Origin of the sequence: Novispirillum itersonii, from assembly GCF_014205675.1 — a bacterium.
Classification (GTDB): domain Bacteria; phylum Pseudomonadota; class Alphaproteobacteria; order Rhodospirillales; family Rhodospirillaceae; genus Novispirillum; species Novispirillum itersonii_A.
In genome coordinates, this window is sequence record NZ_JACIIX010000018.1 from 23712 (window position 1) to 36861 (window position 13150).

11 protein-coding genes are annotated in these 13150 nt (G+C 65.8%); all 11 read left to right on the forward strand.

Features of this window, described 5'->3' with window-relative positions:
* The first annotated feature begins 536 nt into the window (after positions 1–536).
* The 11 genes from FHS48_RS18025 to FHS48_RS18075 all read left to right on the forward strand — a co-directional run bounded on the left by FHS48_RS18025 (position 537) and on the right by FHS48_RS18075 (position 12850).
* Positions 537–2051, forward strand: a complete 1515-nt coding sequence (locus FHS48_RS18025) for an aldehyde dehydrogenase (RefSeq protein ID WP_184265678.1) — start codon at positions 537–539, stop codon at positions 2049–2051.
* Positions 2052–2182: 131 nt separating this feature from the next.
* Positions 2183–3556 (forward strand): aspartate aminotransferase family protein, encoded by a 1374-nt coding sequence (locus tag FHS48_RS18030; protein WP_184265681.1) that lies wholly within the window; start codon positions 2183–2185, stop codon positions 3554–3556.
* A gap of 387 nt (positions 3557–3943) precedes the next feature.
* The gene (locus tag FHS48_RS18035) at positions 3944–4303 is read left to right on the forward strand and encodes an XdhC family protein (RefSeq protein ID WP_416046523.1); all 360 of its coding nucleotides are present in this window, start codon (positions 3944–3946) and stop codon (positions 4301–4303) included.
* A gap of 34 nt (positions 4304–4337) precedes the next feature.
* On the forward strand, positions 4338–4970 hold the full coding sequence (locus tag FHS48_RS18040; RefSeq protein WP_184265684.1) for a CoxG family protein: 633 nt from the start codon (positions 4338–4340) through the stop codon (positions 4968–4970).
* Positions 4971–5156: 186 nt separating this feature from the next.
* A complete protein-coding gene (locus FHS48_RS18045; protein ID WP_184265687.1) occupies positions 5157–5654 on the forward strand; it encodes a (2Fe-2S)-binding protein in 498 nt (165 codons plus the stop codon).
* 15 nt (positions 5655–5669) lie between these two features.
* Positions 5670–8045: a xanthine dehydrogenase family protein molybdopterin-binding subunit gene (locus tag FHS48_RS18050; RefSeq protein WP_184265689.1), complete on the forward strand. Its 2376-nt coding sequence runs from the start codon at positions 5670–5672 to the stop codon at positions 8043–8045.
* A gap of 12 nt (positions 8046–8057) precedes the next feature.
* Complete coding sequence (locus FHS48_RS18055; RefSeq protein ID WP_184265691.1) at positions 8058–8852, forward strand: FAD binding domain-containing protein; 795 nt, start codon at positions 8058–8060, stop codon at positions 8850–8852.
* Positions 8853–8931: 79 nt separating this feature from the next.
* Complete coding sequence (locus tag FHS48_RS18060; protein ID WP_184265797.1) at positions 8932–9837, forward strand: AAA family ATPase; 906 nt, start codon at positions 8932–8934, stop codon at positions 9835–9837.
* 1 nt (position 9838) lies between these two features.
* Positions 9839–11047 carry a vWA domain-containing protein gene (locus FHS48_RS18065; RefSeq protein ID WP_184265693.1) on the forward strand — a complete coding sequence of 403 codons (1209 nt, stop codon included), beginning with the start codon at positions 9839–9841 and terminating at the stop codon, positions 11045–11047.
* A gap of 37 nt (positions 11048–11084) precedes the next feature.
* A complete protein-coding gene (locus FHS48_RS18070) occupies positions 11085–11831 on the forward strand; it encodes an XdhC family protein (protein WP_184265695.1) in 747 nt (248 codons plus the stop codon).
* Positions 11828–12850: a molybdopterin-binding protein gene (locus tag FHS48_RS18075; protein ID WP_184265697.1), complete on the forward strand. Its 1023-nt coding sequence runs from the start codon at positions 11828–11830 to the stop codon at positions 12848–12850. Before FHS48_RS18070 ends, FHS48_RS18075 begins: the two co-directional genes overlap by 4 nt.
* Positions 12851–13150 lie beyond the last annotated feature (300 nt).

Consider the following 13150-nt stretch of genomic DNA (forward strand, 5'->3'; position numbering starts at 1 on the left):
CCGGGCGCGGGCGTCCGCCCGCTTGGCTTACGTGCCCACGCGGGCACGGGGCCTCAATGGCCCAGTCGGGCCTTCGGCCCTCCGTTATCTGCCCCTCACACGCCGGGCGCGGACGTCCGTCCGCTTGGCTTACGTGCCCACGCGGGCACGGGGCCTCAATGGCCCAGTCGGGCCTTCGGCCCTCCGTTATCTGCCCCTCAAACGCCGGGCGCGGGCGTCCGCCCGCTTGGCTTACGTGCCCACGCGGGCACGGGACCTCAATGGCCCAGTCAGCGCGGTAAACCGCGCTTCCATGACCTATCCCTCACACGACGGGCCGCCGCATCCGTGCCCTTACCTCACACCCGAACTGTTGCGCGAACCCTCTGCTCAAAACCTGCGCGTTCCCACCCCTCCAGCCACACTTTTCCCCTGCTCTGCCCCCGATCCCCCTGTATCCTGCCGTCCGACACATCACATCATTTCGTAAAAATGTGATCACACCTGTTGACAGGGTCGTAAAAAGTGATCACATTTTACGGCAGGAGGACGCATCCATGACGCACGCCAATACCCCTGATCACACCCTGTGGTCCAGCCGCGCCGCCCTGCTGGTCTCCAAGGGCATTGAAGGCCGCGCCTTCATCGACGGCCACTATGTTGATGCTGCCGACGGCACCACCTTCGATGCCCACAGCCCGATTGACGGCCGCCTGCTGACCAAAGTCGCCGCCGGGTCCGCCGCCGATATCGACCGCGCCGTCGCCGCTGCCCGCCGCGCCTTCAACGACCGCCGCTGGGCCGGAAAATCCCCGGTGCAGCGCAAGCGGATCCTACTGGCCTTCGCCGACCTGATCGCCCAGCACCGGGATGAACTGGCGCTTCTGGAAACCCTCGACATGGGCAAGCCGATCAGCGACAGCCTCGCCGTCGATGTCCGCGCCACCGCCGACTGCTTCCGCTGGTACGCCGAAGCCATCGACAAGGTCTATGACGAGATCGCCCCCACTGCCGACAACACACTGGCCACCATCACCCGCGAACCGCTGGGCGTGATCGCTGCCGTGGTGCCGTGGAACTTCCCGATGATTATGGCCGCCTGGAAGCTGGCTCCGGCCCTTGCCGCCGGGAACTCGGTGGTGCTGAAGCCCGCCGAACAGTCCAGCCTGACCGCCCTGCGTCTCGCCGGGCTGGCCCAGCAGGCCGGTCTGCCGGACGGCGTGCTGAACGTTGTGCCCGGCATGGGGGTTTCCGCCGGCAAGGCCATCGGCCTGCACATGGATATCGACGGAGTGTTCTTCACCGGCTCCACCGAGGTCGGTAAGTACTTCCTCCAGTATTCCGGCCAGTCGAACATGAAGAAGATCGGTCTGGAATGCGGGGGCAAATCCGCCCACATCATTCTGGAGGACTGCGGAGATCTTGATGCCGCCGCCAGCTCCGCCGCCGAGGCCATTTTCTTCAATCAGGGGGAAATGTGCACCGCCGGATCGCGTCTGGTGGTCCATCGCGCCGTCAAGGATGCGGTGGTGGAGCGCATCCGCGCCCATGCCGAAACCGTTCAGCCGAACGATCCGCTGAATCCGGCCACCCGCATGGGGGCGCTGGTCGATGAAAACCACACCCGCACCGTGCTTGGCTTTATTGACGCCGGACAGGTCGACGGTGCCCGCGTGGTCACCGGCGGCAAGCGGGCCCGGACGGAAAGCGGGGGCTGCTACGTTCAGCCGACCATTTTCGACAACGTCACCAATTCCATGCGCATCGCCCGCGAAGAGATCTTCGGCCCGGTGCTGTCGGTGATCACCGTCGACAGCGCCGACGAGGCGGTGCAGGTCGCCAACGACAGCATCTACGGCCTTGCCGCCGCCGTGTGGAGCGACAACGTCAACACCATCAACCGTGTCGCCCGTTCCCTGCGCGCCGGTGTGGTCTATATGAACTGCTATGACGCTGACGACATCACCACCCCGTTCGGCGGCTACAAACAGTCGGGGATCGGCCGGGACAAATCCCTGCACGCCTTCGATAAATATACGGAACTGAAAACCAGCTGGCTGCGCCTGCGCTGATCCGCTGACACCGGGCCGGGGGTGCCCTGACCGCCCCCGCCCTTTTCCTCATCCCACGATCACGCCCTGACCGGCCGGACCCTGCTCCGGCGGGACCGGCCCCGTGCATCCGCTTTCCGGAGCATCCGACCATGACCCTGATCAACAAAGGCACCGCATACTGGCAGTCCCTTGACCGCGCCCATCACTGGCACCCCTTCACCGATACCAAGGGCCTGAATCAGGCCGGGGCCCGGGTGATGACCAAGGGCGAAGGCGTCTATCTGTGGGACTCGGAAGGCAACAAAATCCTCGACGGCATGTCCGGCCTGTGGTGCGTCGCCCTCGGCTACGGCAACGAGGAACTGATTGAGGCCGCCACCCAGCAGATGCGGGATCTGGCCTTCTACAACACCTTCTTCAAGACCACCCATCCGCCCGCCGCCGAACTGGCCCAGAAGATTGCCGAAGTCACGCCGGAAGGCCTGAACCGGATCTTCTTTTCCAGCTCCGGCTCGGAAGCCAATGACACCGTGGTCCGCATGGTCCGTCACTTCTGGGTTCTGGAAGGCAAGCCGGAGAAAAACTGGATCATCGGCCGCAAGAACGGCTATCACGGCTCCACCCTTGTCGGGGCCTCCCTCGGCGGCATGGGGCCGATGCATGCGCAGGGCGGGCCGATGCTGGCCAATGTCGCCCACATCAACCAGCCCTACTGGTACGGCGATGACAGCGGCCTGACGGAAGATGACTTCGGCATCGTCCGGGCGCGGGAACTGGAAGCCAAGATTCTGGAACTGGGGGCCGATAAGGTGGCCGCCTTCATCGCCGAGCCGATTCAGGGGGCTGGCGGCGTGATCATCCCCCCCGCCACCTACTGGCCGGAAATCCAGCGGATCTGCCAGAAGTATGACGTGCTGATCATTGCCGATGAAGTCATCTGCGGCTTCGGCCGCACCGGCCAGTGGTTCGGCTCCCACACGCTGGGCATCCAGCCGGACCTGATGCCGATGGCCAAGGGCCTGTCGTCGGGCTATCTGCCGCTGTCGGCGGTGGCAGTCGGCGACCGTGTTGCCAATACGCTGATCGAAAAGGGCGGCGAATTCTATCACGGCTACACCTACTCCGGCCATCCGGTGTCTGCGGCAGTGGCGCTGGCCGCCATCCGCATCATGCAGCGTGACCGGATCGTTGACCGGGTGCGCGATGACATCGGCCCCTATTTCCAGCAGCAGCTGCGCACGCTGGCAGACCATCCGCTGGTCGGGCGCATTGACGGCATCGGCCTGATCGCCGGGATTGCGCTGGTCGAGAACAAGACGCCGAAAACCTTCTTCAAGGACGGTGACGCCGTCGGTCTGGCCTGCCGTGACCACTGTTTCAACAACGGGCTGATCATGCGGGCCGTCGGGTCCCGCATGGTTCTGGCCCCGCCGCTGATCATCAGCCGGGCGGAAGTGGACGAACTGGTGGCCAAGGTCCGCCACTGCTTCGACCTGACCGCCCGCGATGTCGGCCTGATGTAAAGGAGGTGCCTTGACCGATTTCTCCCCCGGAACGCCTTCCGGTTGAGCGGACCCCGTATCACCCGGAAGCATGTCCCCTGAAACTGTGTTTCCCAGTATCCCTGTAGTCTCAAAGAGTTTGTTACGGACGATGTTGTTTTAAGTCTCTGAGTACCCCGGAGGATCCCTCCGGCCTTTATCCTGTAAGAGTATCCCAGACTGTGACGGGGTTCGCATGTGCAGCATGAGAACCCCGTTTTTTTCAATAGGATGACAGCCTTCTTTCAACAGGCTCTGAATTGACAGAGCCCGGCCGCCTGCCCATACTCGGAAGCCTGTATCAGCGATCTGATACCCATAACTCCCCCGGCCCGGCTCCTGCTGCGGTCTGCTGCCCGGAGTTTCCGAATGCCCGCGTCCGTGCTGTCACCACCCGCCCCTTCCCCCACCGTCTCCGATGATCCGCTGCTGATGCTGTTGCACTGGCAACGCGCCGGGCACCGCTGCGCCGTCGCCACCGTGGTCCGCACCTGGGGATCTTCCCCCCGCCCGGTCGGCAGCAAGCTGGCGGTGCGGGACGATGGGCTGATGGCCGGGTCAGTTTCCGGCGGCTGCGTCGAAACCGCCGTGGTCGATGCGGCGCTGGAGGTGATGGACAGCGGGAAACCCAAGCTGCTGTCCTTTGGCGTCGCCGATGCCCGGGCATGGGAGGTCGGACTGGCCTGCGGTGGCCGGATCGACATTTTTGTGGAACCCCTGATCCCCTGATTTACTCCTGTTTTTTCTCTGAAAGGCGTTCTCCGTGGATATTTCCGGCAGCTACGACATTCCCGCCTCCCGCGCCACCGTCTGGGCCGCAATCAACGACCCGGAGGTGCTGAAGGCCTGTATTCCCGGCTGTGACGAAATGACCGCTGACGGCGACAGTGGCTTCAGCGCCAAAGTCACCGCCAAGATCGGCCCGGTGAAGGCCACCTTCTCCGGCGCGGTGCGGCTGGAGGATGTTCAGGCCCCGGCCTCCTACACCATCACCGGGGAAGGCAAGGGCGGGGCCGCCGGGTTCGCCAAAGGGCAGGCCAAGGTGCAGCTGGAAGAGCTGGATGCCGGAACCACCCGCCTGACCTACAGCGTGGACGCACAGGTCGGCGGTAAACTGGCACAGGTCGGCAGCCGCCTGATTCAGGGTGCTGCCAAAAAATACGCCGATGACTTCTTTTCCACCCTCGTCGCCCGTCTGTCGGACCCCGCCGCCGGGGCAGAGCCGTCCCCTCCGGCTGATACCGCTTCCTCGCCGGAGGAGGCTGCGCCCGCCCATGCGGCCGCCCCTTCCCATTCCACTGCCCCTGCGGTTGCCGCCGCCGGGGGCACCCACTGGGCGGTTTATGCCGCCGGTCTTCTGGTCATCGCCGCTGCCGCCTACCTGCTGCTGCGCTGATCTGTCCACGGCCCCGCCCGGGGCCTTTTGCTGCGTTCCGGTTAAGACACATTCCCGCGCTTTTTGATTCCAGTATCCGCCCGGCACTGCCGGGCAAGAGGCCGCAAAGGCCCGGGCCGGTTGATCCGGCAAATCCTGAACACCGGCCCCGTCAGGATGACCGTGGGCCAACCGGGAGGATCCTTCATGCCTGTGTCGATTACCCTGACCGTCAACGGCAGACCCGCTGCCCTGACGGTGGAACCCAACACCCTGCTGGTCGATGCGATCCGCCAGCATCTGTCCCTGACCGGCACCCACGTCGGCTGTGACACCAGCCAGTGCGGTGCCTGCGTCGTGCATCTGGACGGTGTTTCCGTCAAAAGCTGTACCACACTGGCGGTGCAGGCCGATGGCCGCAACGTCACCACCATCGAAGGTCTGGCCGCCCCGGACGGCACCCTGCACCCGATGCAGGCGGCCTTCAAGGAACACCACGGCCTGCAATGCGGTTTCTGTACCCCCGGCATGGTGATGAGCGCGGTCGATCTGGCCCGCGTCAACCCCAACGCCACGCCGGAGGAAATCCGGCACTGGCTGGAAGGCAACATCTGCCGCTGCACCGGCTACCACAACATCGTCAAGGCGGTGGAAAGCGGGTTGCAGGCGATGAAGACCGGCGCTGCGGCGCAGGCCGCCGAATGACGGGGAGACAGCATCATGTCCAAGAGCACCGGGATCGGCGCGTCCGTCAAACGCGTTGAGGATTACCGCTTTCTGACCGGCCGTGGCCGCTACACCGATGACATGACACGTCCGGGTCAGTGCCACGCCTATATCGTGCGCTCCCCGCATGCCCATGCCCGCATCCTGTCGATTGACACCGCCGCGACGCTGGCGGCCCCGGGGGTGCTGACCGTGCTGACCGGGGCGGATATGGTGGCCGACAACATCGGCTCCCTGCCCTGCGGCTGGCTGATCCACAGCCGCGACGGCACCCCGATGAAGGAACCGAAACATCTGCCGATCGCCGCCGACAAGGTGCGCCATGTCGGTGATCAGGTTGCCGTCGTCATCGCCGAAACCCTCCAGCAGGCCAAGGATGCCGCCGAACTGCTGGACATCGACTACGAGGAACTGCCCGCCGTCGTCTCCCCCGGCAGTGTTGAAACGGCCGGAACCGCCGTGCACGACGAGGCCCCGGATAATGTCTGCTATGACTGGATCTGGGGTGACAAGGATAAGACCGACGCCGCCTTCGCGCAGGCCGCCCACGTCACCACGCTGGATCTGGTCAACACCCGGCTGGTGCCCAATGCCATGGAACCGCGCGCGGCGGTCGGGGAATACGACCCCGGCATGGACGAATACACCCTGACCACCACCAGCCAGAACCCGCAACTGATCCGCCTGCTGCTGTGCGGTTTCACCATGGGCCTGCCGGAACATAAGGTGCGGGTGGTTGCCCCCGATGTCGGTGGCGGCTTCGGATCGAAAATCTATCATTACGCCGAAGAGGTGATCGTCGTTTACGCCGCCCGCCGCCTGAAGCGGCCGGTGAAGTGGACCGCCGAACGGTCGGAAAGCTTCCTGTCCGATGCCCATGGCCGGGACCATCTGACCCATGTGGAACTGGCGATGGATCCCGACGGCCTGTTTCTGGGGATGCGGGTCAAGACCACCGCCAATATGGGCGCCTATCTCTCCACCTTCTCCTCCTGCATCCCGACCATCCTCTATGCCACCCTGCTGTCCGGTCAGTATAAGACCCCGGCGATCCATGCCGAGGTCAAGGCGGTGTTCACCAACACCGTTCCGGTCGATGCATACCGGGGGGCCGGACGGCCGGAAGCCTGCTATCTGATTGAACGCATTGTTGATGTGGCGGCGCGGGAACTGGGGATCGACCGGGCGGAATTGCGACGTCGCAATTTCATCCCCCCGGAGATGATGCCCTACGACACCCCGGTCGGCCTGCAATACGACAGCGGCAACTTCGCCAGAAACCTTGAGGACGCGCTGGCGCTGATCGATTACGACGGGTTCCCGGCCCGACGGGCTGAATCCGCCACCCGGGGCAAACGGCGCGGCATCGGCTTTGCCAGTTATATCGAAGCCTGCGGCATTGCCCCGTCCAACGTCGCCGGGGCTCTCGGGGCCCGGGCCGGGCTGTATGATTCCGCCGAGGTGCGCTTCCACCCCACCGGATCGGTCAGCGTGATGGTCGGCGTCCACAGCCACGGTCAGGGCCATGAGACCACCTTCGCCCAGATCGTTTCCGAACGCCTTGGCGTGCCGATGGAAAAGATCGAGATCGTCCACGGCGATTCCGCCAAAACCCCGTTCGGGATGGGCACCTATGGCTCCCGCTCGCTGGCGGTCGGCGGCATGGCGATGATGAAGGCCATCGACAAGGTGATTGCCAAGTCGAAGAAGATCGCCGCCCACCTGCTGGAAGCCTCCGCCGAGGATATCGAGCAGGACGGCGGGGTGTTCCGCGTCGCCGGAACCGACCGGAGCGTGGATATCGCCGCCATCGCCGGGGCGGCCTATGTGCCGCACAACTACCCGCTGGACGAACTGGAACCCGGTCTGGACGAACAGGCCTTCTATGACCCGAAGAACTTCACCTTCCCCAATGGCACCCAGATCTGCGAAGTCGAGGTGGATCCGGAGACCGGGGTGGTGAAGATCGTGCGCTTCGCCGCTGTTGACGACTTCGGGCGGGTGATCAACCCGATGATCGTCGAAGGGCAGGTGCATGGCGGGCTGGTGCAGGGCATCGGTCAGGCCCTGCTGGAACATGCCATTTATGACGAGGACAGCGGCCAGCTGCTGACCGGCTCGTTCATGGATTACGCCATGCCCCGCGCCGATGATGTGCCCGATTTCGAGGTGAAGACCAACGAAGTGCTGTGTACCACCAACGCGCTGGGCGTGAAAGGCTGCGGCGAGGCCGGAACCATCGGCGGGGCCGCCTGCGTGATGAACGCGGTGTGCGACGCGCTGGATATCGGCCACATGGATATGCCGGCCAGCCCGGAACGGGTGTGGCGGGTTCTCCGCGACAGCCGCCCGGCCATGGCTGCGGAATAAGGAGGCGACACCATGTATACCTTCTCTTATCAGAAACCGTCCTCCGTCGCCGATGCTGTCGCCACCCTGACCGGGGACGACGACGCCAAGGTGGTGGCCGGGGGCATGACCCTGATCCCGACCCTGAAACAGCGGCTGGCCCAGCCCAGCGCGCTGGTGGATCTCGGCAGCGTCCCCGGCCTGACCGGCATCCGCCGGGACGGCGATGCGCTGGTGATCGGGGCGATGACCACCCATGCCACGGTGGCGGCGGATGCCACCGTCCGGTCCGCCCTGCCCGCGCTGGCGGCGCTGGCCGGGGGGATCGGCGACCCCGCCGTGCGCCATCGCGGCACCTGCGGCGGATCAGTGGCCAATGCCGATCCCGCCGCCGACTATCCGGCTGCTGTGGTCGGTCTGGGCGGCACAGTGATCACCGACCGCCGGGAAATCGCCGGGGATGATTTCTTCACCGGGCTGTTTGAAACGGCGCTGGAACCGGGGGAAATCATCACCGCCCTGCGCTTCCCGATCCCCAAACGGGCCGGATACGCCAAATTCCGCAACCCGGCCTCGCGCTATGCCGTGGTCGGGGTGATGGTAGCCGAGACCGCCGCCGGAATCCGGGTCGCCGTCACCGGGGCCGGGGCCAGCGTGTTCCGGGTGGCGGCGATGGAACAGGCGCTGGGCGGAACCTTCAGCCCGGCAGCCCTCGACGGCATCCGCATTGAGGCCGATGACCTGAACACCGACCTGCATGCCAGCGCCGAATACCGGGCGCATCTGGTGACGGTGATGGCCCGCAGGGCGGTGGAAGCGGCCAGCTGATCCCGCGGCTTCCCCCCTGCCCGCAGCGCCGGAGGAGGCCTCCTTCCCTCCGGCGCTGCCCTTCTCAGGACCAGACATGATGGCTCTTCCGGTTCCGGATTCCGTGGATGACACCCTTGCCCTGCTGACCACACAGGGCTACGTCGGTGACCGGGCGCTGGCGACGGTGCTGTTTCTCGCCCTGCGGCTGGGCCGCCCCCTGTTTCTGGAAGGCGAGGCCGGAGTCGGCAAAACCGAAATCGCCAAGGTGCTGGCCTCCGGACTGGGCCGCCGCCTGATCCGCCTGCAATGTTACGAAGGGCTGGACACCGCCGCCGCCGTTTATGAATGGAACTATCCGCGCCAGATGCTGGAAATCCGCCGGGCTGAAGCCAGCGGCAGCCCGCCGCCGGATCTGTTTTCCGACACCTTCCTGATCCGTCGCCCGCTGTTGCAGGCGCTGGACTCCGACCCCGCCGGGCCGCCGGTGCTGCTGATTGACGAACTGGACCGCACCGACGAGCCGTTTGAAGCCTACCTGCTGGAAGTGCTGTCAGAGTTTCAGATCACCATCCCGGAAACCGGACCGGTCCGCGCCGCCCGGCCCCCGATTGTGATCCTGACCTCCAACCGCACCCGGGAAATCCACGATGCCCTGAAGCGGCGCTGCTTCTATCACTGGCTGGACTATCCGGACTTTGCCCGTGAGCTGGCCATCATTTCCGCCCGCCGCCCGGACATCCCGCCCGATCTGGCCCGGCAGGTGGTGGCCTTTGTGCAGAAGCTGCGGACGATGGAGCTGTTCAAGGCTCCCGGCGTCGCCGAAACCCTTGACTGGGCCAGCACGCTGGTGGAGCTGAACCAGACCGAGCTGACCGCCGCCACTGTCGAGTCTACTCTGGGCGTGGTGCTGAAATATCAGGACGATATCGCCCGGCTGATGGGCGACGAAAGCGCCCGCCTGCTGATGCAGATCCGCGCCGATCTGTCCCGGGCGGCCCCCTGACATGGCCGAAACGGCAGGCGGCACACTGGCCGGGACCGTGGTGGCCTTCACCCGCACCCTGCGGCAGGCCGGGCTGCCGGTCGGGCCGGAACGGACCCTGCGGGCGCTGGAGGCGGTGCAGGCGGTGGGACTGGAACGGCGCGATGACCTGTACTGGGCCCTGCATGCCACCCTGACCGACCGGGTGGAACAACACCCGCTGTTTGACCAATGCTTTCAGGTGTTCTGGCGCAACCCGGAGCTGCTGAAAAAGGCGATGGCCCTGATGCTGCCAGCCCTGCGGGCCGATCTGGTGCCGGAGGCTGATCCGCTGTCCCGCCGCCTTCAGGACGCCCTGCGTCCCCAATCCCCCCCGCCGCAGACCGCTGACGCCGCAGAACGGCAGGAAGTGGAGATCGACGCCCGGCTGGTGTGGTCCGATCAGGAAATCCTGCGCCACAAAGATTTTGAGCAGATGACCGCCGCCGAACTGGCGGAAGCCCGGCGCATTCTGGACTCCCTGCCATTGGTGCGGATGACCGTGCCGACCAGACGCCTGCGCCCGGCGCACAGCGGCCCGAAGATTGACCTGCGGCAATCGTTGCGGCAATCCCTGCGCGGGGGCGGGGACCGTCTGGAGCTGGTGCGGGCCCGGCAGCGGCAGAAACCGCCGCCGATCGTGGCGCTGTGCGATATTTCCGGCAGCATGGGCCAGTACACCCGGCTGTTCCTGCGCTTTCTCTATGCCCTGACCAACGACCGCGCCCGCAGCGCCGGACGGGTCCATGTGTTCCTGTTCGGCACCCGCCTGCACAATGTCAGCCGCACCCTGCGCCGCCGCGATGTGGACGAGGCCCTGACCCGCCTGTCCCGCGAGGTGCCCGACTGGGACGGCGGCACCCGCATCGGGGCCTGCCTGCATCAGTTCAACCGGCTGTGGGGGCGGCGGGTGCTGGGTCAGGGGGCGATGGTTCTGCTGATGACCGACGGACTGGACCGGGATGCCGGGGCCGGACTGAACCCGGAACTGGACCGCCTGCGCCGGTCGTGCCGCCGCCTGATCTGGCTGAATCCACTGCTGCGCTGGGACGGTTATCAGCCAAAGGCCAAAGGCGCGGCGGCCCTGCATGCGCAGGCCGATGAATTCCGCCCGGTGCATTCCCTCGACAGTCTGGCGTCTCTGGCCCGGGCCCTGCAAGGCACACCCCCCTTGCGCAACGCCGGACCATAACCCACCTTCTGCCCCTTATCCCACTCCGGAGCCGCCGATGAAGACCGATCTGCTGACCATCCTGCTGGATCTGAAGGCCCGGCGCATCCCGGCGGCGCTGGTCACCGATATGGCCGACGGCACGCAGGGTCTGGTCACCACAGACGGCTGTCAGGGGGATCTGGCCCTGACGGCGGAGGAAACCGCCGCCGTCCTGCACCGTCTGGATCAGGACGACAGCGGCCCGCTGCCAGAAGAACCCGGGACAGAACCCGGGCCAGAGCCCAGAATCCGGCCGCTGTTTGTTGATACCCATGCCCCGCCGCTGCGGCTGGCGGTGGTCGGGGCGGTGCATGTGGCGCAACATCTGGTGCCGATGGCCGCCGCCGCCGGATTTGACCTGCTGGTGATTGATCCGCGCGGCTCCTTTGCCAGCGAAGACCGCTTCCCCGGTGTCCGCCTGTCGCAGGACTGGCCGGACGAGGCCCTGACCGGCTGGGGCGTTGACCGCCGTACCGCCGTCGTCACCCTGACCCATGATCCGAAGTTTGATGACCCGGCCCTGACCGTGGCCCTGCGCTCCGACGCCTTCTATATCGGGGCGCTGGGCAGCCGCCGCACCCATGCCAGCCGCTGTGAACGGCTGACCGAGGCAGGCTTCACCGCTGCCGACCTTGCCCGCATCCATGCCCCGATTGGCTTACCGATCGGGGCCAAAAGCCCGATGGAAATTGCCCTGTCGATCCTGTCGCAGATTGTCGCGGTGCGCCGGAAGGCCCCGGCGGCAACCGGAGCCACCCGATGAAATTCGGTCCCTGCCCCAGCCCTGAAGCCACCGGCTGTCTGCTGGCCCATGCCACACAGGTCGGACCGGAGCGCTGGACCAAGGGACGGCTGCTGTCACCCGCCGATTGCACCGCCCTGACCGCTGCCGGGATTAACGACGTGATCGTCGCCCGCCTTGATGCCGGTGACATCGGCGAGGATGAGGCCGCCGCCACACTGGCGGCACAGATCGTCGGCCCCGGGGTGGAGGCCCGCACCGCCACCACCGGACGGGTCAACCTGCATGCCACCGCTGCCGGGGTTTTCCGGGTCGATGCCGATGCCGTCAACCGCCTGAATGCCGTCAGCGAAGCGGTGACCCTTGCCACCCTGCCGCCGTTTGAGGTGGTGGAAGCCGGACAGATGGTCGCCACCGTCAAGATCATCCCCTTTGCCGTTCCCACCCATACGCTGGCCGCCTGCATCGCCGCCGGAGCCGGAACCCGCACGCTTTCCGTCGCACCGTGGCGGCCCCGCCGGGCCGGTCTGATCCAGACCATGGTTGAGGGCACCAAGGACTCGGTTCTGGAAAAAACCCGGGCCGTTCTGGCCGGGCGTCTGAGCGCCTGCGGTGGAACCCTGATACAGGAACGGCGCTGCCGCCACCGGCAGGATACTGTGGAACAGGCCCTGCGCGTTCTGGCCGCCGAAGGCTGCGACCTGTTCCTGATGATCGGGGCCTCTGCCATCACCGACCGTGCTGATGTCCTGCCCTCCGCCCTGTGTGGCGTCGGCGGGCAGGTGGCCCATCTCGGCATGCCGGTGGATCCGGGCAATCTGCTGATGCTCGGCTGGTGGGCTGACCGCCCGGTTCTCGGCCTGCCCGGCTGCGCCCGCTCCCCCCGCCTGAACGGAGCTGACTGGGTGTTGCAGCGTCTGGCCGCCGATATTCCCGTCACCGGACGCGATCTGATGGGGATGGGCGTCGGCGGCCTGATCATGGATGTGCCGGAACGCCCCTTGCCCCGGGCACAGGCTGGCAGCCCCCCGCAGACCTGAAAAAAAGTCATAGTCCGGGTCCGGGAAAAATTCCGAAAGCCGCAGCGCCTTCGGAACCTTTCCCCGTTACGGCGATGTTACCGTTTCTGTCATCCGGTCGTGCAGAACCGGGCTCAAAACAGGCAGCACCGCAGAAAAATCCTTCTGCGGCAACAGACTGCCGGAACGAGGCATCACCCATGGGACAGACTTTCTCCGTCCTTCCCGCATCCCTGACCGCTGTTCAATTGGCAGCAGACAAGTCAGAAGTGAAACTTTATGATCCGGCCCGAACCATGACAGGCCGGTCATCCGGGCACT

Bases quoted from the DNA above. Each gene is read 5' to 3' on its own strand.
- FHS48_RS18025 (WP_184265678.1), top strand. From the start codon at position 537: ATGACGCACGCCAATACCCCTGATCACACCCTGTGGTCCAGCCGCGCC.
- FHS48_RS18030 (WP_184265681.1), top strand. From the start codon at position 2,183: ATGACCCTGATCAACAAAGGCACCGCATACTGGCAGTCCCTTGACCGC.
- FHS48_RS18035 (WP_416046523.1), top strand. From the start codon at position 3,944: ATGCCCGCGTCCGTGCTGTCACCACCCGCCCCTTCCCCCACCGTCTCC.
- FHS48_RS18045 (WP_184265687.1), top strand. From the start codon at position 5,157: ATGCCTGTGTCGATTACCCTGACCGTCAACGGCAGACCCGCTGCCCTG.
- FHS48_RS18050 (WP_184265689.1), top strand. From the start codon at position 5,670: ATGTCCAAGAGCACCGGGATCGGCGCGTCCGTCAAACGCGTTGAGGAT.
- FHS48_RS18055 (WP_184265691.1), top strand. From the start codon at position 8,058: ATGTATACCTTCTCTTATCAGAAACCGTCCTCCGTCGCCGATGCTGTC.
- FHS48_RS18060 (WP_184265797.1), top strand. From the start codon at position 8,932: ATGGCTCTTCCGGTTCCGGATTCCGTGGATGACACCCTTGCCCTGCTG.
- FHS48_RS18065 (WP_184265693.1), top strand. From the start codon at position 9,839: ATGGCCGAAACGGCAGGCGGCACACTGGCCGGGACCGTGGTGGCCTTC.
- FHS48_RS18070 (WP_184265695.1), top strand. From the start codon at position 11,085: ATGAAGACCGATCTGCTGACCATCCTGCTGGATCTGAAGGCCCGGCGC.
- FHS48_RS18075 (WP_184265697.1), top strand. From the start codon at position 11,828: ATGAAATTCGGTCCCTGCCCCAGCCCTGAAGCCACCGGCTGTCTGCTG.